19 protein-coding genes are annotated in these 21187 nt (G+C 60.8%); 8 read left to right on the top strand and 11 right to left on the bottom strand.

Annotated features, from left to right (window positions below):
* Positions 1–67 precede the first annotated feature (67 nt).
* Genes glyS through R1W01_RS14210 form a run of 3 tightly spaced genes read right to left on the bottom strand, consistent with a single transcriptional unit; the run spans position 68 to position 3750 of the window.
* The gene (glyS, locus tag R1W01_RS14220; RefSeq protein ID WP_317275287.1) at positions 68–2293 is read right to left on the bottom strand and encodes a glycine--tRNA ligase subunit beta; all 2226 of its coding nucleotides are present in this window, start codon (positions 2291–2293) and stop codon (positions 68–70) included.
* Between the two features lie 3 nt (positions 2294–2296).
* On the bottom strand, positions 2297–2824 hold the full coding sequence (locus R1W01_RS14215) for a DUF6446 family protein (RefSeq protein ID WP_297753750.1): 528 nt from the start codon (positions 2822–2824) through the stop codon (positions 2297–2299).
* Complete coding sequence (locus tag R1W01_RS14210) at positions 2821–3750, bottom strand: glycine--tRNA ligase subunit alpha (RefSeq protein ID WP_243614695.1); 930 nt, start codon at positions 3748–3750, stop codon at positions 2821–2823. The genes R1W01_RS14215 and R1W01_RS14210 overlap by 4 nt, the downstream gene beginning before the upstream one ends.
* A gap of 154 nt (positions 3751–3904) precedes the next feature.
* Between R1W01_RS14210 and R1W01_RS14205 the strand changes: the two genes are divergently transcribed.
* Positions 3905–5662: a serine protease gene (locus tag R1W01_RS14205; RefSeq protein WP_297753754.1), complete on the top strand. Its 1758-nt coding sequence runs from the start codon at positions 3905–3907 to the stop codon at positions 5660–5662.
* Positions 5663–5737: 75 nt separating this feature from the next.
* On the opposite strand, the gene R1W01_RS14200 is transcribed toward R1W01_RS14205, so the two are convergent.
* From R1W01_RS14200 to R1W01_RS14190, 3 genes are read right to left on the bottom strand one after another with little or no spacing between them, the layout of a single operon-like run.
* Positions 5738–7315 carry a thiamine pyrophosphate-binding protein gene (locus R1W01_RS14200; protein WP_297753757.1) on the bottom strand — a complete coding sequence of 526 codons (1578 nt, stop codon included), beginning with the start codon at positions 7313–7315 and terminating at the stop codon, positions 5738–5740.
* 1 nt (position 7316) lies between these two features.
* The gene (locus R1W01_RS14195; protein ID WP_243614698.1) at positions 7317–8765 is read right to left on the bottom strand and encodes a TrkH family potassium uptake protein; all 1449 of its coding nucleotides are present in this window, start codon (positions 8763–8765) and stop codon (positions 7317–7319) included.
* Positions 8766–8816: 51 nt separating this feature from the next.
* Entirely contained in the window at positions 8817–9047 is a 231-nt protein-coding gene (locus tag R1W01_RS14190; protein ID WP_243614699.1) for a hypothetical protein, read from the bottom strand.
* A gap of 287 nt (positions 9048–9334) precedes the next feature.
* Between R1W01_RS14190 and R1W01_RS14185 the strand changes: the two genes are divergently transcribed.
* Positions 9335–9889, top strand: coding sequence for a hypothetical protein (locus R1W01_RS14185; protein ID WP_297753763.1), 555 nt, complete (start codon positions 9335–9337; stop codon positions 9887–9889).
* A 68-nt stretch (positions 9890–9957) separates the two neighbouring features.
* Here the strand turns inward: R1W01_RS14185 and R1W01_RS14180 are convergent, their stop codons facing one another.
* Positions 9958–11646, bottom strand: a complete 1689-nt coding sequence (locus R1W01_RS14180) for an NAD(P)H-dependent oxidoreductase subunit E (RefSeq protein ID WP_297753766.1) — start codon at positions 11644–11646, stop codon at positions 9958–9960.
* 185 nt (positions 11647–11831) lie between these two features.
* Here R1W01_RS14180 and R1W01_RS14175 point away from each other — a divergent pair, with 185 nt between their 5' ends.
* Entirely contained in the window at positions 11832–12866 is a 1035-nt protein-coding gene (locus R1W01_RS14175; RefSeq protein WP_297753769.1) for an alkane 1-monooxygenase, read from the top strand.
* A 38-nt stretch (positions 12867–12904) separates the two neighbouring features.
* On the top strand, positions 12905–13294 hold the full coding sequence (locus R1W01_RS14170; protein ID WP_243614703.1) for a hypothetical protein: 390 nt from the start codon (positions 12905–12907) through the stop codon (positions 13292–13294).
* A 97-nt stretch (positions 13295–13391) separates the two neighbouring features.
* On the opposite strand, the gene xseA is transcribed toward R1W01_RS14170, so the two are convergent.
* A complete protein-coding gene (gene xseA / locus R1W01_RS14165) occupies positions 13392–14867 on the bottom strand; it encodes an exodeoxyribonuclease VII large subunit (protein WP_297753771.1) in 1476 nt (491 codons plus the stop codon).
* A gap of 73 nt (positions 14868–14940) precedes the next feature.
* On the opposite strand from xseA, the gene purD reads away from it, so the two are divergent.
* From purD to R1W01_RS14150, 3 genes are all read left to right on the top strand, one after another.
* Positions 14941–16203 carry a phosphoribosylamine--glycine ligase gene (purD, locus tag R1W01_RS14160; protein ID WP_297753774.1) on the top strand — a complete coding sequence of 421 codons (1263 nt, stop codon included), beginning with the start codon at positions 14941–14943 and terminating at the stop codon, positions 16201–16203.
* A gap of 81 nt (positions 16204–16284) precedes the next feature.
* The gene (locus tag R1W01_RS14155) at positions 16285–17166 is read left to right on the top strand and encodes a bestrophin family protein (protein WP_297753777.1); all 882 of its coding nucleotides are present in this window, start codon (positions 16285–16287) and stop codon (positions 17164–17166) included.
* Positions 17167–17247: 81 nt separating this feature from the next.
* Complete coding sequence (locus R1W01_RS14150; RefSeq protein ID WP_243614716.1) at positions 17248–17856, top strand: LuxR C-terminal-related transcriptional regulator; 609 nt, start codon at positions 17248–17250, stop codon at positions 17854–17856.
* Here R1W01_RS14150 and R1W01_RS14145 read toward each other — a convergent pair.
* A complete protein-coding gene (locus R1W01_RS14145) occupies positions 17853–18593 on the bottom strand; it encodes an FG-GAP repeat domain-containing protein (RefSeq protein ID WP_297753780.1) in 741 nt (246 codons plus the stop codon). The genes R1W01_RS14150 and R1W01_RS14145 overlap by 4 nt on opposite strands.
* A complete protein-coding gene (locus R1W01_RS14140) occupies positions 18593–18916 on the bottom strand; it encodes a 2Fe-2S iron-sulfur cluster-binding protein (protein WP_243614707.1) in 324 nt (107 codons plus the stop codon). The genes R1W01_RS14145 and R1W01_RS14140 overlap by 1 nt, the downstream gene beginning before the upstream one ends.
* A gap of 254 nt (positions 18917–19170) precedes the next feature.
* Between R1W01_RS14140 and R1W01_RS14135 the strand changes: the two genes are divergently transcribed.
* On the top strand, positions 19171–19716 hold the full coding sequence (locus R1W01_RS14135; RefSeq protein ID WP_297753783.1) for a peptidoglycan-binding domain-containing protein: 546 nt from the start codon (positions 19171–19173) through the stop codon (positions 19714–19716).
* Between the two features lie 50 nt (positions 19717–19766).
* Here the strand turns inward: R1W01_RS14135 and R1W01_RS14130 are convergent, their stop codons facing one another.
* A complete protein-coding gene (locus R1W01_RS14130; RefSeq protein WP_297753786.1) occupies positions 19767–21176 on the bottom strand; it encodes a Do family serine endopeptidase in 1410 nt (469 codons plus the stop codon).
* Positions 21177–21187 lie beyond the last annotated feature (11 nt).

Below are 21187 nucleotides of genomic sequence, written 5' to 3'. Positions count from 1 at the left end.
GGGAAAGATTCGCCCGTCTCCCGGCGTCATCCGCCGGAACGATCCTCAAACCGTCCGGGCAGGAGGCTTAGCCCTCGATCCGCGTCAGGTCCGCGACCCCAAGACAGATCTTGCGGATCTGCCCAAGCAGGTTGAGACGGTTGCGCCGCACGATATCATTCTCGGCATTGACCTGCACCGCCTCAAAGAAGGCGTCGATCGGTGCCCGAAGCGCGGCCATCCCGCCCATCGCGGCGGCGAAATCCTCCGCCTCGAGCGCGGCGGCAATCGTGCCTTCCTGCGCCGCAAGCGCCTCGAACAACGCGGTCTCGGTCGCGTCCTCGGCATATTTCACATCCGCGCCAAAGCTATACTCAACCCCGTCCTTCTCTTCGGCCTGAGTGAGGATGTTGTTCGCACGCTTGAACCCTTGCACAAGGTTCTCGCCATCTTCTGTGCCAAGGAAGCTGCCAAGCGCCTCGGCCCGTTTCACGAGGAGATTGAGGTCATCATTGCCCGGCATCTCGAGGCAGGCGTCGATCACGTCATGACGAATGCCCTCATCGCGCAGGTGCACCTTGAGACGGTCATGGAAGAACCCAAGAAGGTCGCGCGAGGTATCCGGCACGCTCTTCTTGATCTCTTCGATATGCTCCGGCAGGTCGCCATCGAACGCATCAAGCACCGTGCGCACCGCCGCGCCAAAGACGCCATGATCGGCGATTTCCGCGCCCATATCCTTCATCAACGCCTCAGCCACGCCGCCATCGCCGTTCTGCGCGATCTCGTGACGCAGGAGTTGCAGGTCGAAATACTTGTCGAGGTTCATCCGCAGATCGTTCTCAAGCACCAACCGGATCACCCCAAGCGCCGCACGACGCAGGGCGAACGGGTCTTTCGATCCCGTCGGTTTCTCATCAATCGCCCAGAACCCGGTCAGTGTGTCGAGCTTATCGGCAAGCGCCACGGCAACCGACACCGGCGCGCTCGGCACATCATCGGACGGGCCAAGGGGCGAATAATGCTCTTCCGCCGCCGCCGCGACCTCACCCGAGAACCCCGCGGCTTCGGCATAATAGCGCCCCATGAGGCCTTGCAGCTCGGGGAATTCATAGACCATTTCCGACGACAGGTCCGCCTTGGCAAAGCGCGCCGCCTTCTCGATCACATCCGCATCCGCGCCCACAACCTCGGCCAACTCGCGCGCCAGGCCGGTGAACCGCACGATCCGGTCGCCCTGCGTGCCAAGCTTGTTGTGGAAGGTCACGTTGGCAAGGCTCTCAAGCCACGGCTGCGCCCCGTCCTTGGCCACGCGCAGATCGTTCTCCCAGAAGAATTTCGCATCCGACAGGCGCGCAAAAAGCACCTTCTGGTTCCCCGCAAGGATCGTCGCGCCACTGTCGGCGGTCTCGCGGTTGGCCACGGTCACGAATTTCTCAATCCGGCCGGTTCTCGGGCTCTTCACCGAAAAGAACTTCTGGTGTTCCTTCATCGAGGTCTGAAGCACTTCCGGCGGCAGGCCGAGGAAATCCTCGGCAATATCGCCCATGAGGACGACCGGCCATTCGACAAGCCCCGCGACCTCTTTCAAAAGGCCCGCATCCTCGACAACGTCCATGCCTTGCGCAAAGGCCATGTTCGTCGCGTCGTTCCAGATATGCTCGGCCCGTTCTTCCGCCGACAGGATCACCTTGTCGCGTTTGAGCTTGGCCTCGTAATCCTCGAACCCCGCCACGGCAAAGCGCCCCGACCCCATAAAGCGATGGCCCTCGGTCGTGTCGCCCGCTTTGATCCCGTCAATGTCGAGCGGCACGATATTCGCGCCTGCCTCATCGCTCAGGATACAGAGGATCGAATGCAGCGGTCGCACCCAGCGCAAGCTGCCCGCGCCCCAGCGCATGGATTTCGGCCAAGGGAAATTGCGCACCGTGTCCTCGAGGATCTCGGCCACGATCTCCGCCGCCGGGCGGCCCGGCTTGGTGATGGTTGCGAAATAGACCGCACCTTTCGGGGTCTCACGCTCTTCAAGGTCATCACGGCTCACACCCGCGCCGCGCAGAAAGCCCTCGACGGCCTTCTCCGGCGCGCCGACCTTCGGACCTTTACGCTCTTCGCGCACGGTCGGGCTCTCGGCAAGAAGCCCCTCAAGCGCCAGCGTCAGGCGGCGCGGCGTCGAAAACGCCTTGGCCCCGGCATAGGTCAGCCCCGCCTCGACAAGACCGTCCGTGACGCGCTTGCGCAGATCATCCGCCGCCTTCGCCTGCATGCGGGCGGGGATTTCCTCGGAAAAGAGTTCAATCAGAAGATCGGGCATGGGTCAGTAGCCTTCCGGTTTGGGCGGGCAGTTTTCGGGGGCGGGCTGGCCGTCAAAGACAACTTCGCCACAATGGTTGATCTGTTGCCAGGCAAATCCGCGCCCGTCCGGCAACACCGCGATCACACGGTCGATCCCGTATTCGATATTCTCTTCGCCCAGAAAGGCGATGGCATCGCCGCTCTCAAGCGCGCGACCGATCTCTTTGGCGTCGAAACAGTCAAACCAGCCCGGCGCGACAAGCGGCTCGGCCCCGTCATAGGGCTCATAGGTCTCGCTCATCATGGCAAGCGATTGCTGCGTGGTGAAACAGGCGCGATAGCGGATCGGGCTCGAGTCGGCGTTGATGGCTTCGAAATCCTCGTAGAGGATCGGCTCCGGCGCGCCAGTGACCATAAGCGTAAGCTGCACGTCATCTGTGCCCGTCGCTTTGACCGGCTCATAGAAGTGATAGACCTGAAGGTAATAGATCGCCGCCCCGGCGATGAGAGAGATCACGACAATCAGCCCCGCGATGATTTTTCCGCTCACGCCACATATCCCCCGGCTTCGGTCTGCACGAAGGCATCGGCGCATTGCTTGGCCAGCGCGCGCACCCGCCCGATATAGGCCTGTCGCTCGGTGACAGAAATCACACCGCGCGCATCGAGCAGGTTAAATAGGTGGCTTGCCTTGATGCACTGGTCATATGCCGGGTGTGCCATGACGATTCGCTTGCCGGTCTTGGGGTCGACATGATCCTCGGCGAGGATCTTCTCGCATTCTGCCTCGGCCTCTTCAAACTGTTTGAGGAGCACATCTGTATTGGCCACGTCGAAATTCCAACGGCTGTATTCCTGCTCGGTCTGACGGAACACATCGCCATATTTGAGCGCGATAGGCGCATCCGGGTCGTTGAACGGCATGTCCATCACGTGATCGATGCCAAGCACATACATCGCCAGACGCTCAAGACCATAGGTCAGCTCGCCCGAGACCGGGTGACAATCATGGCCGCCGACCTGCTGGAAATAGGTGAACTGCGAGACTTCCATCCCGTCGCACCACACTTCCCAGCCCAAGCCCCACGCGCCAAGCGTCGGGCTTTCCCAGTCATCCTCGACAAAGCGGATATCATGCAGGTCCATGTCGATCCCGATCGCCTCAAGACTGCCGAGATAAAGCGCCTGAAGGTCCGGCGGGCTCGGTTTGATGAGCACCTGATACTGATAGTAATGCTGCAACCGGTTCGGGTTCTCGCCATAACGCCCATCGGTCGGGCGGCGCGAGGGCTGCACATAGGCCGCCGCCCACGGGTTTGACCCAAGCGACCGCAGAGTGGTCGCGGGGTGAAACGTCCCTGCACCCACTTCCATGTCATAAGGCTGCATCACCGCACAGCCTTTCGCGGCCCAATAGGCCTGTAGCCGCAAGATGATCTCCTGAAAGCTGCGCGGTTTGTCCTGCGATGTCGCCATGGCCCTGCCCTTTGGAAATTGCGGGTTTTACCTATGCCGACGCGGGGGCGGGGTCAATCACACCAAACCCTAAAATAAGGATGCAAGAATGGCTTCATCTGTTAAACATGGCTATTAACCACGTGAATCAAGACCTTCAGGGACGTCCAACCACATGATCCGTACTTTTCTATCGGTTTTTCTTTTTCTCTTCATCACGGTTCAATCCGTCCTCGCACAAACAAACAACACAGACTCGTGGCTTCAGATCGAAGCCCACCCGAGTCTGACCGTGGCGACCCAGCGCGCCCAGTCCTACGCTGAATCGACGCCAGATGTGAGCAGCTTCGCTCTCGGGAACGGGTGGTATGCCGTTGCCATCGGCCCCTTCGATGCCACCGCAGCACAACAGCAACTGCGCCAATTGCGCGCGCAAGGCCTGATCCCGCGCGATGCCTATATCGTGACCCGTGACGCCTTTGGGCAGCGCATCTGGCCGACAAGCGCCACGCCGCAACCCGCACTGCCGGCCGAAGATGCCGCCGATACCGTGGCCTCTGACACCACGCCAGCCCCGGCGCCCGAACCCGCACCGGAACCCGAGGTTATCGACGAGACCCCGCGCGAAGCCCGCGCAAGCGAAGCCCGCCTCAACGCAGATGAACGCAAACAACTGCAAAGCTATCTGCAATGGGCCGGCTACTATAACGCCGCCATCGACGGCGCTTTTGGCCGCGGCACCCGTAGCTCCATGGCCGCATGGCAGCGCGACAATGGGTATGACGCGACCGGCGTTCTAACCACAATGCAACGCGAAGCTCTGCGCCAGCAGTATTACGCCGTGCTTGAAGGCATGGGCCTGCGCGGTATCGCCGACACAACCGCCGGGATCGAGATGATCCTGCCTTTGGGTGTCGTCGCACGGGCCAAGGAAGAATACCCCTTCGTCCATTATGACGCGACTGGCGATATCCCGGCCAAGGTGTTGCTGATCTCTCAGGAAGGCGACCAGAATACGCTCTTCGGTCTCTATGACATCATGCAGACCCTCGAAATCGTGCCCCGCACCGGGGACCGTTCGCGCGGAGACCGCAGCTTCTCGCTGATTGGTCAGAATGCCGAGATCATCTCGCAGACCGAGGCCAGCCTCGAAAATGGCCGCATTAAGGGCTTTACCCTCGTCTGGCCCCGCAACGATGAAGAGCGCCGCACGCGCATCCTCGATGAGATGCGCGCCTCTTTCAAACGTCTCGATGGTGTGCTCGATCCCGCCGCAGGCAGCAACGCAGAACAGAATATCGACCTCGTTGCTGGGCTTGAAATCCGCCGTCCGCGCCTGTCGCGCTCGGGCTTCTATGTCGATGGAGAGGGCACCGTCCTGACCACAACCGAAGCCGTACAGAACTGTGGTAGCATCACGCTCGATACCGACTATGAAGCAACGCTCGTCGCGACGGACGACGCCAGCGGCATCGCCATCCTGCGCCCGACAGGCGCTCTTGCACCGCGCGGCTATGCGACCCTTCTTGAAGGCGATGCCCGTCTCCAGACCGAGGTCGCCGTGTCCGGCTATTCCTACGAAGGCCTGCTTGGCGCACCGACCATGACGTTTGGCACTCTGGCCGACATCAAGGGTCTTTCCGGCGAGTCGGAAATCAAGCGTCTCGCGCTCGATCCCCTGCCCGGCGACGCAGGCGGCCCGGTCTTTGCCGCCGACGGTTCTGTCCTCGGCATGCTTCTGCCCGCTTCGGCAAGCGGGGCGCGCCAACTGCCCGGCGATGTGAGCTTTGCCATCTCCTCCGCCGCGCTCAAATCCGCGCTGGACACCGCCGAGATCACCACAACCCCCGCCCCTCTCGGCGCCGCGATGACGCCCGAGGAAATGACCCGCAAGGCCAGCGGCATGACAGTGCTGGTGGGCTGCTGGGACTAAGGCACAGCTTTTTGTCGAAACAAGAAAGGCCGGGGCACAGACCCCGGCCTTTTTCTTTCTCCAATGCGTCGGCGTCTAGGTCGCCAAATCCGCCGTCATATGGATGAGCGTCGGACGATCTGCCTTGAGCGCCGCTTTGACCGCCTCCTGCAAGGCTCCAAGCGTCTTCGGCGCCGCGCTCAACGCGCCATAGGCCTCGGCCAAGCGACAGAAATCCGGATTCTGCGCGACCACGGCCTTGGGCGCGATCTGGCTCGCGACCATGGCGTCCTCGATCTCCTTCAATTTGCCATTGTCCCAAAGCAGGATCGGCAGCGGCAGACCAAGCTCAACCGCCGTGCCAAGCTCTTGCACCGTGTATTGAAACCCATAGTCCCCCGCGATCGCGACGGTCGGCAAGCCTTGCCGCGCCACTGCCCCACCAATGGCTGCCGGCAGCGCATAGCCAAGCGTGCCAAAACCGCTCGGATGGTGCCAATGTCCCGGCCGCGCCATATCCCAGAACTCTTTGGAGGAATAAGCGAATTGCGTCATGTCGGAATAGATCATCGTGTCTTCCGGAAGCACCTCCCGAAGCGCCTCTGCCACCGGCACGATACCGGGGCGTTCCGCATCAACCTCCCCCCGCCAGCGCAGCTTTTGGGCCTGCACCGCCGCATCGTCCCAGTCGCTCACGCCATGATGATCCACAAGCGCCGCCTTCAACGCGGTGAAGAACGCTGCGGCATCCATGTCGAGCGCAAGGTCGTTCTCGGCCCCGGCAAGCACTTCCGGGTCGATATCGACCCGCAACATCGGGCACTCATGCCCAAGCGTATCGCGCCAGAGATCGACCTCCGAGAGCTCGGTCCCCACGGCCACGACGTAATCCGCCTCTGCCGCCACATCCGCGCTTGTCGGGCGGGCAAGGAACGATCCGAAATGGTGTTTCTGATGCGCCGGAATGATCCCACGCCCCGCGTAGGTCGTGAAGGACGCCGCCCCCATCGCCTCGATGACTTCACTGGCAAGCGGTCCGACATGTGCCGCACCACCGCCCAAAACGAATAGAACCTTCTTCGCGTCCAACAGATCGCCCAGCGCCGGACCGATCTTCGCCTCTTGGACCACCTCGAGCGGCTTTCCCCGCGCGGGGAAACCCTTGGCTTCGGCCCCGGCAAGGGCAATCGGCACTTGAATATGCTTGGGCCGTTTGCGCGCGCTGTTGAATTCGCCAAGCGCCCGGTCAATCAACGTATAGGCGTCCTCAGCGCTCACCGCCTCATGGCTCCAGTCACAGACGGTCGCAGCCGCTGCCTCCTGATCTAGCATCTGGTGCAGCTGCCCGCGCCGTCCCGCCGTCCGATCGAGGCAAGAAGAAATCGCAAGCACCGGCACACTGTCGCTATACGCTTGGCCAAGTGGCGTCATCGCGTTGCATAGGCCCGGTCCGGTGATGATATAGCACACGCCCGGTTTACCGCTGGCCCGCGCATAGCCATCAGCCATGAACCCCGCGCCCTGCTCATGCCGCGCCAGGATATGGGTAATCCCCGCTTCCTCGATGCCGCGGTACATTTCGATATTATGCACCCCCGGAATTCCGAAAATCACATCCACATCCCGCGCCTTGAGCATGTGCGAGATTTGCGCCCCAAGCGGTCGCGTTACCATCTTATCCCCTCCAGAATTGCGGTGTCAGGATCACGAACACGGCCAAGAGTTCTAGCCGCCCGATCAGCATCCCGACAATGAGTATCCATTTGGCCGTATCATTCAACGGGGCGAAGTTACCAGCCGGTCCAATGATATCGCCAAGGCCGGGGCCGATGTTCGCCACCGCCGTCGCCGCCCCCGAAAGCGATGTGGTGAAATCGAGCCCCGTCATACCAAGCGCCACCGCCAATAGGCCAAGCGTCACCGTAAAGAACACAAAGAACGACATGACCGAGCTGAGCGTGTCCTCGGTCACCTTCTTGCCGTCATAGCGCACGGTGAAGATGCCGCGTGGATGGCGGATGCGCTTGATCTGCGCTTGGATCGACGCAAACAAAAGCTGGTAGCGGAAGATCTTGACCGAACATGCCGTCGATCCCGCGCAGCCCCCGATGAGGCCGATGAAGAAGAACATGGTGACGATAAAACTGCCCCATCCCATGTAATCGACGCTGGCATATCCCGTGCCGGAAATGATCGAGGTGATATTGAACAATGCCTCGCGGAACGACTTTTCCCAGTGGTGGGGGAAAATCCACGTCAGGACGACGGTAAAGATCAGCACAAGAACCGCGATCGTCATCAGGAAGGCCCGCACTTGGCTATCGCGGAAAAGCGGCGTGCTATGCCCGTTCACAAGCTGCACGTAGCGCACAAACGGCATCGCAGCGAGGATCATGAAGACCGAGGCGACATATTCCATCCCTCCGGAATAGGTCCCGAAAGAGGCATCATGGCTAGAGAACCCACCGGTTGAGATCGTGGTCAGCGAATGGACAAGCGCGTCAAAGGCCGGCATCCCCATTAGAATATAGGACACCATGCACACCACGGTCAGCCCCACGTAGATGACCGAGATCTGCCCCGAGATCGCGGTCGCTCGTGGCAAGATCTTCCCCATGGTCTCAAAGGCTTCCGAACGGAAAATCTGCATGCCGCCCACGCGCAATTCCGGCAGAAACACCATCGCAACAACAATGATCCCGATCCCGCCAAGCCATTGCAGCATACCACGCCAGAGGTTAACGCCCCGCGGCAGGTCATCCAGCCCCGAAAAGACTGTCGATCCAGTGGTGGTCAGGCCCGACATGGCCTCGAAAAAAGCATCCACGAACCGCGCTTCCGTCGCCCCGAACATGAACGGCAATGACCCAAAGATCGGCAGTGCGACCCAAACCCCGGTGGTGAGAAGGAAGGTCTGCTGAATCGAAAGTCCCCGCCCCTTGCCCGACTGGCACGACAAGGCCACGAGACCGCCCGTCAGGATGGTCAGAATCGCGCTTTCAAGGAACACCCACCAATGCCCATTGCCTTGCGCAAGATCGGCAAGCATCGGCAGCAACATCGCCAGACCGAGGATGGCCACGAGAAGGCCAATCACATATCCCACAGGGCGCAGGTCAAACATGCCGAAGCGTTGGCCTCTCCTGCACAGACTGTCAAGCGCCCACAATCGCCCTCATGCCGCGCCCAGTAGATCGGCAAAGACGAAAGCGGGAATATCCGCCCGGCTCAGCCCCATGAGCGTCAGTTGCGCATCGCTCAACGCATCAAGCGCATAGGCCTCATGCAATCGCCTTCGTTTCTCAAGCCCAACATTGAACCCCATCCCCTGCTCCACAAGGAAAAGGTCGAGCCGCGCCATAAGGGCGCGACGATGAAAGGTGATATCCGTGTCCGTCCTGTTCATTTGGAAACCTCCGGCCCTTCCGGGCCTCGCGCATCAGGTTTCCTCCCATGCCCCAGTCTCGCACAGAATCGCGCTAAACAGGTTAAGGTTTTCCCGTCCCATGCCCCGCTGTTGCTGCATTGCAGCAGCTACGCAGGCGTATGTCATCTGGCAAGGACGCGCGAGGCTCCTGGCCGCCTCAATAGGCATCAAAGGTCTACTATGTGGGACGGAGCTGCCCTTCATTGATTGCTCTTGAAGGTCTGTTAAGCTCTTTCAAGGAAGGCGTAGACAGCAGAGTATTTTGATTGGACCATCAAGAATTTGACAGCTTATTTGATGAAGAGTTCGCCCATCCGCTCATTGAGATGGGTTTTGCGTTTGTCAGAAAAACGAAGTCGCTACGTTACCAAAGCGGTACACGGGATCTTTGGATAAATAGAATTCGCGGTAAGTGGCCGCACCCGGGCATAGCCAGGACCACCATTTGCTTTCGTCACTCTTTCTTAAGACCCGTGAGCAGCGACGATCCAAATAGCACAAAGCTCATTGCAGATGATTTTCCCAGGAAACTGACGTTTGACGATTTCGATGGCTGGCGCACTCCAAGCCTGACGTATCGCCCAGAAAACTCCGGTCGTTGGGCGACAAGTGACCTCAAGTATGGAGACATGACAGAGCAGGCCGTAAGGAAACGACTGAGAAAGATGAAAATGCTGGTCGAAACAAGGGTATTGCCTTGGGCGAACTCGTTAACTGAACAGGGCGAGCTTTCCCAAATTGCTCAATTCGGTGAGCAGGCTTGGTGCGAGAAGCGCTGGATGGAGGACTATCGGTTTCACTGTGGCATTACCAACGGTTAGCGGACTTTCCTGCACCCTGCAGCATCCGTCAATTTCGCCTCAAACCTGCCTTTCGCTGCAACAGCCCCCTAAACCTCATCCGCAAAATGCTTCATGGTAAGCCGGATCGGGTTCGGCGCCGCCTGCCCAAGGCCACAGATCGACGCATCGACCATCGCCTGGCTCAGCTCTTCCAAAAGCCCCTGATCCCAGCGGTCCGCCTGCATGAGCTTCACCGCCTTCTCACAGCCCACCCGGCAAGGCGTGCATTGACCACAGCTTTCATCCTCGAAGAAGCGCAGCATGTTGAGCGCCGCCTCCTTCGCGCTGTCCTGCTCCGATAACACCACGACAGCCGCCGAGCCGATAAAGCTCCCAAGCGGTTGCAGCGTGTCGAAATCAAGCGGCACATCGTTGATCGAGGCGGGCAGAAGACCCGAGGACGGCCCGCCCGGCTGATAGGCTTTGAACGCATGCCCCTCGGCCATGCCGCCCGCGGCCTCGATGATATCCATGATCGTCGACCCGGCGGGCAGAAGATAGACCCCCGGCTCCGCCACCCGGCCAGAGACGGAATAGGACCGCAAACCCTTGCGCCCGTTCTTCTCGACTGAATTGAGAACCTCCGGCCCCTCGCGGCAGATCTTCGACACCCAATAAAGCGTCTCGACATTGTGGACGAGCGTTGGCTGCCCAAAAATGCCGACCTGTGCCACGAAAGGCGGACGGTGACGCGGCTCGCCGCGCTTGCCCTCGATCGACTCGATCATCGCGCTTTCTTCGCCACAGATATACGCCCCGGCCCCGCGACGCAGGTCGATATAGCCCGGCTCCACGATCCCCGCCGCCTCAAGCGCGGCAATCTCGCGCCGCAGAATCTCAAGAACCGCCGGATATTCGTCGCGCATGTAGATGAACGCGGTTTCCGCTTCCACGGCCCAGGCCGCGATAAGCATCCCCTCAAGGAACACATGCGGCACGCGTTCGAGGTAATAGCGGTCCTTGAACGTCCCCGGCTCGCCTTCGTCGCCATTGACCGCCAAATACCGCGGGCCTTCGTTCATCCGCACAAAGCCCCATTTCTTGCCCGACGGGAACCCGGCCCCGCCAAGCCCGCGCAGTCCCGCCTCAAGAACCGTGTCCTGAACCGCTTCCCAATCGCCGCCCTCGCGCAGCGCGCGCAGCGTCTCATAGCCGCCCGAGCCAACATAGGCGTCGTAATCTTCATAATCCGGCAGATGCGTATGGGTATCGCCCGCCGCAATCGCCGCTTCAACCTTCTCGACGGTCGCGTGGTCGATATGGTTATGCCCGATCTCAAGAACCGGCGCCGTATCGCACCGCCCCATACAGGGCGCACGCACCACGCGGACCTCGGCCGGGTCCATGCCCTCCTCAAGCGCCGCTTTCAACTGCTGCGCGCCCGCCAACTCACAAGAAAGCGAATCGCAAACCCGGATGGTCAACGCGGGCGGCGGGGTTTCGCCTTCGCGCACGACATCGAAATGCGCATAGAAAGAGGCGACCTCGTAGACTTCGGCTTGCCCGATGCGCAATTCCTCGGCCAGCGCCCGAATATGAGCCGCCGAAAGATGCCCATAGGCGTCCTGAACAAGATGCAGAAACTCGATCAGAAGGTCGCGCCGCCGGGGTTGATCCCCGAGGAGCGCAAGCACCTCTGCATGGGCCTCGTCGTCAAGCTGCCGCCCCTTGGGAACGTGCCGCCCCTTACCCTTGCCAGATTTCCAGATGCCCTTCTTGGACTCGTCGAGTGCCATCCCGGTTCCCCCGTTCCAAATTTCGCCTCACCCTATCGCGCTCCGCCGCTTTCGAGCGACGCCAAAAACGACATGTCCAAAGCCGTATGCGCGCCCGCGTGCAATCTGCGTCCCGCAGGCGCATTGTATCCGGTCAGATTCTATGGGCAAATACCTCCGCGCGACCCATCTAGTTGAGACCGCCTATGCTCTGGTTTTCCATCGCGACTGTCGTCCCCGTCCTGCTCCTCGCCCTTGCCGGGCTTTCGGGCGGGCTCTGGTGTCTGATCGCGCTCTTATATCTCACCGCCTTCACCTACCTGATGGACCGCCTTGTGCAGGGGGCTGCCGCCCGGCGTGGCGCGGATGGCGAATTTCCTGTGGGCGAGGAACTGGCGCTTTTCCTTGGCGCGGCGCATCTCGTCCTGATCTGGATCGCGCTCTACGCCATCGGCGGCGACTCAGGACTAGGCCTTTTTGAACGCCTGCTCTGCTTCGTCGCCTTCGGCCTCTTCTTCGGACAAGTCAGCAACGCCAACGCGCATGAGTTGATCCACAAACAAGCCCGTGGCCCCCGCTGGCTCGGCATCGCAGTCTATATCTCGCTTCTCTTCGGCCACCACGCCTCGGCGCATCCGCGCGTGCATCACGTCTGGGTCGCAAGCCCGATGGACCCCAACAGCCCCGCACCGGGCCAGAGTTTCTATCGCTTTTGGCCGCGCGCTTGGCTCGGCTCCTTCCGCAAGGGCCTTGCCGCCGAGAACGCGTTGCGCGCCCGCGCCCGCACGCCGCGCCCGTTTTGGACCCATCCCTATCTCTCCTATGTCGGCGGCGGCCTCCTGATGGTGCTGCTCTCCGGCGCGTTCTTCGGACTTTCCGGCATCCTCGCCCTGATCCTCCTCACGGGCTACGCGCAAATGCAGCTCCTCGTCTCCGACTACGTGCAGCATTACGGCCTGACCCGCGCGCGTGGTGCCGATGGTCGCCTCGAACCTGTCGGTCCCGAACATAGCTGGAACGCACCGCAGTTCTATTCCTCGGCCCTGATGCTCAACGCCCCGCGTCACTCCGATCACCACATGCACCCTTTGCGCACCTATCCCTCGCTCGAACTTGACCGCGAGACGATGCCGATCCTGCCGCGCTCCCTGCCGATTATGGGCGCACTTGCCCTCTGGCCACGCATGTGGCGGCGAGTCATGGATCCGAAGGTCGCGAAACTCGGGCCACAGGGGCATTGAGACTGGATTGCGCGTGCCGCCTCTGGCAGGCTCCGACTATGATACGCCTGATCCTCGCCCTTCTTCTCGCCGCCCTGCCCGCCTTCGCACAAACGCCGATGTCGGCCTCGGAGTTTGAAGCCCATACCAAGGGCAAGACACTCTACTATGGCGTCGGTGGCGAACGCTATGGCGTCGAGGAATACCTCTCGAACCGCCGCGTGCGCTGGTCCTTCCTCGATGGTGAATGCAAAGAGGGGAATTGGTATCCGAGCGGGGACCAAATCTGTTTCGTCTACGAGGACAACCCGGTGCCGCAATGCTGGCTTTTCTATCTGAAGGGTGACAGCCTCGCCGCCCGCTTCGCAAGCGGCGATGATCCGACCGTGCTCTATGAGGTCGAAGGCAACGGCGAAATGCTATGTCTCGGTCCCAAAGTCGGCGTCTGAAAAGGTTAACGGTTTTGCGCTGCAGCGAAACCTGCACAGACGCGATACATACACAATACCGACGTTATACCGACGTGGATTTTTCGCGTTAACTTGGTCAGAAAAGACTGCCCTGTTCGGGCGGTTTTGCGGGCTTTTTCGGACTGGATTTGCCGCCCAACGTGACCTTGCCATCGGCGAATTCAATCTCGATTTCCCGCGCTTTCTTGGCCGCTTTCTTATCTGTGACAAGCGCCCCATCGCCCCGCACCACGGCATATCCCCGCTCAAGCGTGGCATGATATCCAAGCGTCTCACGCATCCGCTCAAGCCCGTTCAACCGATCGCCAAGCATGCCGACCCGACGTAGCTGCGCCTCACGCATACGGCGGGCAAGATCTTGAATTTTCTCTCTTTTTCGAACGACTTCCCGCGAGATGGTCACCGGGCTAAGGCGATCCGTGCGTCGCCCAAGCGCCTGGCGCTTGCCTTCGATCATCCCGCGCAGCGTGCTCGCCCGTAGGCTGCCTGCATGTTCCGTGAGGATCACGCGTCGTCGCTGCACCCCGTCGCGCAAGGCGCGCGGCAGGTTCTCGCCCGACCGGTCGAGCCTCTGGCGCGGCGTTTGCAACAAGGCATCCACGCTCGGCAAGGCCCGCGACAAATCCTTAAGCCGTTGAGTTCGCGTCGAAACCCCGTCCGACAACGCCCTCTTCAACCGCCCCCCCTGCTCCTCGGTCCAACCCAGCAATTCAAGCCGCACCGGCACAGCAATCTCCGCCGCAGCGGTCGGTGTCGGCGCGCGCCGGTCCGACACGAAATCAATCAGCGTGGTATCCGTCTCGTGCCCCACCGCCGAGATCAACGGGATCTCCGACGCCGCCGCCGCGCGCGCCACGATTTCCTCGTTAAACCCCCATAAATCCTCGATACTTCCGCCGCCCCGCGCCACGATGATGAGGTCCGGACGCGGCAGCGCACCGCCCGGCGTGAGCCTGTTGAACCCTTCAATCGCCGCCGCCACTTGCGGCGCGCATTGCTCGCCCTGAACCGCCACCGGCCAGATCAGGACTTTCCTCGGAAACCGCTCACGTAGGCGATGCAGGATATCGCGGATCACCGCCCCCGAAGGCGAGGTCACAACCCCAATGACATCCGGCAGATACGGCAGCGATTTCTTCCGCTCCGGCGCAAACAACCCTTCCGCCGCAAGCTGCTTCTTGCGCTTCTCGAGCATCGCCATAAGCGCGCCTTCGCCCGCCACGGCCACGTCATCGACATTGATCTGATACTTCGACTGCGACCCGAACGTCGTAAGCTTGCCTGTGACAATGACCTCCATGCCTTCTTCGGGCATAATCGAAAGCCGCGACACCTGCCCTTTCCAGCTCACCGCGGCAAGCACAGACCGGTCATCCTTCACGTCGAAATAGAGATGCCCCGACCGCGCCAGCATCACGCGCCCAACCTCGCCGCGCACCCGCACCCGGCCAAACGCACCCTCAATGGTGCGCTTCAGGGCGCCTGAAATCTCGGAAACACTAAATTCCGGGGCATTTTCGCCCTCGTTCGGGGAATCGATGAGATCGGACATCTGGCCTCGCTTGTGGAACGGTCCGACACAGCTTAGAACGCCTGCAAAGCAAGGCCAAGCGGAAGGATTCCCCATGAACATTCTCATTCTCGGCAGCGGTGGTCGCGAACATGCGCTGGCATGGGCCGTGATGCAGAATCCGAAATGCGACAAGCTCATCGTCGCACCCGGCAATGGCGGCATTGCCCAGATCGCGGATTGTGCCAAGATTGATATCGAAGACGGCGCAACAGTCGCGAATTTCGTCTCCGAGAACGCCATCGACTTTGTCATCATCGGTCCCGAAGCGCCGCTCGCCGCCGGTGTCGCGGATCGTCTGCGCGAGGCGGGCATCCTCGTCTTTGGCCCTTCCGAGGCCGCTGCCGAGCTCGAAGCCTCCAAGAGTTTCACCAAGGAAATCTGCGACGCAGCCAAGGCACCGACCGCAGCGTACGGTCACTTTAACGATTCTGAAGCTGCCAAGGCCTATATTCGCGAACAAGGCGCTCCGATCGTCGTCAAGGCGGACGGTCTCGCCGCCGGCAAGGGCGTGATCGTCGCGATGGACGAACAGACCGCGCTCGACGCCATCGACGACATGTTCGGCGGTGCGTTCGGTGGGGCGGGCGCCGAGGTCGTGATCGAGGAATTCATGGAGGGCGAAGAGGCATCCTTCTTCATCCTCTGCGACGGCAAGTCGGCCCTGCCGATCGGCACCGCGCAGGATCACAAGCGCGTCGGAGAGGGCGATACCGGCCTCAACACCGGCGGCATGGGGGCCTATTCCCCCGCGCCCGTGCTCTCGGACGAAATCGCGCAAAAGGCGCTCGACGAAATCATTCAGCCGACCATCGACGAAATGGCCCGTCGCGGGACGCCCTATCAGGGCGTTCTCTATGCCGGCCTGATGATCAAGGACGGCCAGCCCCGACTCGTGGAATACAACGTCCGCTTCGGTGATCCCGAATGCCAAGTCTTGATGATGCGCCTCGGTGCGCAGGCATTGGATCTGTTGCAAGCCGCTGCCGAAGAACGCCTTGCCGAGGCGCGCGTCAACTGGGCCGACGATCACGCGATCACTGTTGTCATGGCCGCCAACGGCTACCCGGGATCGTATGAAAAAGGCAGCGTGATCAAGAGCCTCGACGCCCTCCCCGAAGATAGCATGAACATGGTCTTCCACGCTGGCACCACCGAAAAGGACGGCGCAATGACCGCCACCGGCGGGCGCGTCCTCAACGTGACTGCGCGCGGCGCCTCGCTTCAGGAAGCCCGCGACCGTGCCTATGCCATGGTTGAAGCCATCGACTGGCCCGGCGGGTTCTACCGCCGTGACATCGGCTGGCGCGCGCTCTGAGGGCGCTTGCATCCAACCATCGATTCGTGACTATCTCTCAGGAGGCCCTTCGGGGCCTCTTTTCTATTGCGGAAGACGGACATGATCCTCAGAGACAAACCCGGCGTAGCCCAACTTTTCTTTGCCATGCGCGGCTCGGTTCTTCCCGTGATCCTGCCGCGCATCATCGGCTTTGCCCTCGTGGCCACCCTCGTTGTGTTGGTCGATACCCATATCTACGCGCTACCCCATACCAACGCCGCGCCCTTTGCGGTTTTCGGTGTCGCCCTGTCCCTGATCCTCGGCTTTCGCAACAACGCCGCCTACGATCGCTGGTGGGAGGCGCGCCGCCTCTGGGGGCAACTCATCTCCGACATGCGCAGCCTCGGGCGAGAAGCCGAGCTTTTCCTCCCCGAGAAAGCCGATCGGACAAAGCTCCTGCGCCTTGCACTGAGTTTCATTCATCTGCACCGTATTCAGCTTCGACGCATTGACGATGACACGAAAGAGCACGCATGGATCGAAGAGGATTTCTCGGACGCGGCACATCCGCCCTGCTCTGCGCTCAACCGCATGAACGAGGTGGTCGTCGCATCCGGAGCGGATGGGTTCGGTCGACGCGCCCTAGCCGAGCGGCTCGGCAATATCGCAGCAGCACAAGCGGGCTGCGAACGCATCGCGACCACGCCGCTGCCATATGTCTATTCGCTACTCGTCTTCCGCACGACCTATCTTTACGTGCTCTTGATCCCTCTCGCCATGCTCGACTCCGCGGGCTGGCTAACACCGCTCTTCGTGGCCATCGTCGCCTATATGTTGCTCGGTCTCGCCGAGGTGACGGAAGAGCTCGCACATCCCTTCGGCGAAACGGTAAACGGCCTGCCGCTCGATGCGCTTTGCCGGACGGTCGAGCGCAGCCTCGCGCCGCATCTCGACCTTGAGACGCCACCCTCGCTCCTGCCCGAGAATTACTATCTGAGCTAGGCATGACCCACGCCAAAGCATTTGCCAGTTTCCGCTACGCGGATTAGGTTCAGCCCAACCACCAAGCAAAGGGTCAGAGCCATCACCGACACGCTGTCCATCGACGACGCCTATCGCAGCCGGGACTTCACGGAACTCGCGTTCCATTTCGTTCCGGTGGGTATTGTCGTGACGGAAAACCGCGTGATCCGTGATTGCAATCAAACCTTTGCCGAGATGTTCGGCTACCCCCGCGAAGAGCTTCAGGATCAGACCTTCGCGATCCTGTATCCTTCGCTCGACGAGTTCGCCACGATCCGCAACCGTGGGGTACAGTCCTTGCGCGAAGGAAATAGCTACTGGGATGAACGGGTCATGATGCGCAATGGCGGCGAGATGTTCTGGTGTCGTGTGCGGGGTCATACCTTTACCCCAGACGATCCTCTGATGCGTGCCGTGTGGAGCTTTGCAGACCTCTCCGACACCCGTCCCTATCATCACCTGACGCGCCGGGAGCGTGAGGTTCTTTCGCTCATGAGCGAAGGGATGACGAGCAAGGAGATTGCGCGCACACTCGAGATGTCGAACCGCACGGTAGAAGTGCACCGTGCCAAACTTCTGAAGAAATTCGGGGCGAGCAATACCGCTGCTCTCTTACAATCCCTCGGAGCGATTGGCGGCGATCATGTGATCAACTCCGCTGCGGGTTAATCGTTACAGTCAAGCGCCGCTTCGAGGCTTCCGCGCCCTTTGAAGGGGCCGATATCCCGCGCGACAAGGTTGGTGCCTTCAAGGCGCGTCGCCATGATCCGGCTCCAATCTCCATTGGCCGTGATGATCTCCGCGCCGTCACCACAGATCCGAATACCACCCGAAATATAGTCCTGCCCGATCCGGTGATTGGTCAGCCCCTTGAGGTCTGCCACATGCTCGAGCTTGCCGTTCTCAAAACGCCAAACGCGCAAGGTGCGCGCAAGGTGGGGGCGGTCGACATAGGCCAGCTCGATCCTGCCATCCCCATCAAGATCCGCCGCTCCAAGCGGCGCGAGCCAACGATGAGTGCGCCCGATGAAAGGCGTTGCGGCAATCAACCCTGCCTCGCCATAGATCGCGAGGCGCGCACCCTTGGTGAGGCTCGTTTCAATGGTGATGATTTCGGGCGCGCCGTCGTTGTCAACGTCGGCAAGACGGGGCGCGAGGTCTTCAAAGATACGGGCTTCCGGAAGGACTACACGGAGCTTTCGCCCATCGCGTAGCCGCATCTCAAGCGCACCATACTCGATCGCGTCGCCAAGGATCGCGTGGTCATACCGCCCGGTCGGGTCGGTATAGCGGGCCGAGGCGATCTCGGCCGTCGCTACCGTTCCGAGGCACTGGAGGCCGATCGCAGCGACCACGCAACGGGCAAGCCCGCTCCACGGTCCCTGCCAACGACCGCGAGCCGACATCAGATCTGACGTTCCGGCATCCGCACCACAAGACCATCAAGATCGTCGGTGACCTTGATCTGGCAGGTCAGGCGCGACAGCTCGGGGTTCGGCTCATAGGCGAAATCGAGCATATCTTCTTCCATGTCATCCTTGGCCGGGATCTTCTCGATCCAGGCCGCGTCCACGTAGACGTGACACGTCGAACATGCACAGGCGCCGCCGCAATCTGCTTCGATCCCCGGGATATTGTTATCCCGCGCGCCTTCCATCACCGTCAGGCCATTGGCGACATCCACGACGTGCTCGGTACCGTTGTGTTCGACATATGTGATCTTTGCCATCTTCACTTTCCTTGCATGCGTTTTGCCCTAGGTAGTGCGCCCGCCCTGAACGTGCCAGTCCCTTTTGCGACATTGAACCGGTTTCCTGGCGACCAATCTTGCGTGTTCCATCTTTGTTTTCACCTACCCGCCCGGTATTGCCAGCGCCAGCTGCCGAAACCCAGAGGTTACACGGCCACAAGCAGACTTTTGAAACCAGTCGAAAGACGTTAGAGTTGGGCAAACACCCGGAGAGACCCTCCAGAGGCCCGAGCATGAAATCGCGACCCCTAATTCTTGCTGCCCTTGCTGGGGTGGTGCTTGCCGCCTGCGAAGATGGCGCGGCCCTGACACCTGACCTTGCGGCGCTGCGGGAGCCTGAAATCGTTCAGGCCGATAGCGCCCTTGCCCCGCCAGGCGCAGCACCGGGCACATGTTGGGGCCGCGAGGTCAGCCCCGCAGTCATCGAGACCGTCACCGAACAGATCATGGTCCAGCCGCCTGAAGTGCTCGCAGATGGCACTGTGCTCAGTCCCGCAATCTACCGGAGCGAGACCCATCAAAGGATCGTGCAAGAACGGCGTGAGACGTGGTTCGAGACACCCTGCGATCCGGTCTGGACCGAAGAGTTCACGGCATCGCTTCAACGTGCTTTGAAAGTGCGGGGCCATTTTTACGGTGCGATCACCGGGCGACGTGATAAGCGCACCCGCGCCGCCATTCGTCGCTATCAGAAAGAACAGGACCTCAATAGTGCGATCCTGTCGATCGAAGCGGCGCGTCAGCTTGGTCTCGTGGCGGTCCGCCGCGACGACGACTGAAAAAGGGCGCCCAAAGGCGCCCCTTTCCAAATCATACCGCTCTTTCGCGATCACTCTTCGATATTGAGTGCGACGAAGCGTGGCTCTCCTGCGCGACGCACCAGTAGCAGGAGCGATTTCCGTCCGCCCTCGCGCGCCTCATCAATGCGATCTTCGAGATCGGACACTGAGGTGAGCTTCTGTTGGCTGGCCTCGGTTAGGATATCCCCAGCACGCAGTCCTTTCTCATACGCTGTCGATGCTTCGTCGACACCCGTCACCACAAGGCCGGTCGTACCATCCGCAGCACCAAGCTCGGAGCGCATGCTATCGGTCAGCGGCGTGACCGTCAGGCCAAGGATCTCTTTCTCGATTGCTTCCGGTGCATCTTCTGTTTCCGGCGCATCTCCGGTGTTCTCTGCGGTTTCGCGGCGTCCCAGTGTAACCTTAAGGGTCTTCTGGCCACCGTCGCGGAGTACCACAACGCGCACAGCCTTGCCGACATCGGTATTCCCAACCTGACGGACGAGGCCGCGCACATCCTCGACCTTTTTGCCGTCGAAGGACAGGATCACGTCACCCGCAAGCATGCCCGCCTCCAAGGCCGGGCCTTCCGGAACATCGGTAACCATAGCGCCTTCTGCGGCATCGAGGCCTTCGATGGCTTCGACCATGTCTTCGCTGACGTTCTGGATCCGCACGCCAAGCCAGCCACGGCGGGTCTCACCGAACTCTTTCAACTGATCGACGACACGGGTCACGACGTTGGACGCCATCGAAAAGCCAATCCCGATCGAGCCACCATTGGGCGAAAGAATCGCAGTGTTCACGCCCACGACATCCCCGTCCATGTTGAAGAGCGGCCCGCCAGAGTTCCCCCGGTTGATCGCAGCATCGGTCTGAATGTAATCATCATAGCTTCCGGACAGGGCGCGGTTCCGAGCTGAAACAATACCTGCCGAAATGGAAAAGCCCTGTCCGAGCGGGTTGCCCATGGCGAGAACCCAGTCCCCGACAAGCGCCGCGTCACTATCGCCGAAATTCACGAACGGAAGCGGCTCATCGCTTTCGACCTTGAGGAGCGCGATATCCGTCTTGGGATCTGTGCCGATGACCGTTGCATCAAGCTCGACGCCCGAGAAGAACTCAACTTTGATCTCGTCTGCCTTGTCGATCACGTGGTTGTTGGTCACGACAAAACCGTCTTCGGAAATCACAAAGCCAGACCCAAGGGCAGAGGTCCGACGTGGCGCGTCGCCTTCTCCGTTGCGATCTTGGAACTCACGGAAGAAATCTTCAAAAGGAGAGCCTTTGGGGACAATCCCCTGAGGTCCGGTACGCCCTGCAACAACTGTCGACGTCGTGATGTTGACGACTGCCGGGCTTACTTTCTTTGCGAGGTCCGAAAAACTATCCGGCCGGGCCTGCGCGGCAATGGATTGCGCGACGAACAAGAGTATCGCCAGTCCCGCTATCCACATGACTCGAACTT

The organism is Shimia sp. FJ5, assembly GCF_032918335.1.
Lineage (GTDB): Bacteria > Pseudomonadota > Alphaproteobacteria > Rhodobacterales > Rhodobacteraceae > Shimia > Shimia aestuarii_A.
The sequence above is the reverse complement of the archived record's forward strand: the minus strand, read 5'-3'. Positions and strand labels throughout refer to the sequence as shown.

Coding starts and splice junctions, on each gene's coding strand:
- glyS (WP_317275287.1), bottom strand. CDS start 2,293: ATGCCCGATCTTCTGATTGAACTCTTTTCCGAGGAAATCCCCGCCCGC.
- R1W01_RS14210 (WP_243614695.1), bottom strand. CDS start 3,750: ATGGCGACATCGCAGGACAAACCGCGCAGCTTTCAGGAGATCATCTTG.
- R1W01_RS14205 (WP_297753754.1), top strand. CDS start 3,905: ATGATCCGTACTTTTCTATCGGTTTTTCTTTTTCTCTTCATCACGGTT.
- R1W01_RS14200 (WP_297753757.1), bottom strand. CDS start 7,315: ATGGTAACGCGACCGCTTGGGGCGCAAATCTCGCACATGCTCAAGGCG.
- R1W01_RS14195 (WP_243614698.1), bottom strand. CDS start 8,765: ATGTTTGACCTGCGCCCTGTGGGATATGTGATTGGCCTTCTCGTGGCC.
- R1W01_RS14190 (WP_243614699.1), bottom strand. CDS start 9,047: ATGAACAGGACGGACACGGATATCACCTTTCATCGTCGCGCCCTTATG.
- R1W01_RS14180 (WP_297753766.1), bottom strand. CDS start 11,646: ATGGCACTCGACGAGTCCAAGAAGGGCATCTGGAAATCTGGCAAGGGT.
- R1W01_RS14175 (WP_297753769.1), top strand. CDS start 11,832: ATGCTCTGGTTTTCCATCGCGACTGTCGTCCCCGTCCTGCTCCTCGCC.
- R1W01_RS14170 (WP_243614703.1), top strand. CDS start 12,905: ATGATACGCCTGATCCTCGCCCTTCTTCTCGCCGCCCTGCCCGCCTTC.
- xseA (WP_297753771.1), bottom strand. CDS start 14,867: ATGTCCGATCTCATCGATTCCCCGAACGAGGGCGAAAATGCCCCGGAA.
- purD (WP_297753774.1), top strand. CDS start 14,941: ATGAACATTCTCATTCTCGGCAGCGGTGGTCGCGAACATGCGCTGGCA.
- R1W01_RS14155 (WP_297753777.1), top strand. CDS start 16,285: ATGATCCTCAGAGACAAACCCGGCGTAGCCCAACTTTTCTTTGCCATG.
- R1W01_RS14145 (WP_297753780.1), bottom strand. CDS start 18,593: ATGTCGGCTCGCGGTCGTTGGCAGGGACCGTGGAGCGGGCTTGCCCGT.
- R1W01_RS14140 (WP_243614707.1), bottom strand. CDS start 18,916: ATGGCAAAGATCACATATGTCGAACACAACGGTACCGAGCACGTCGTG.
- R1W01_RS14135 (WP_297753783.1), top strand. CDS start 19,171: ATGAAATCGCGACCCCTAATTCTTGCTGCCCTTGCTGGGGTGGTGCTT.
- R1W01_RS14130 (WP_297753786.1), bottom strand. CDS start 21,176: ATGTGGATAGCGGGACTGGCGATACTCTTGTTCGTCGCGCAATCCATT.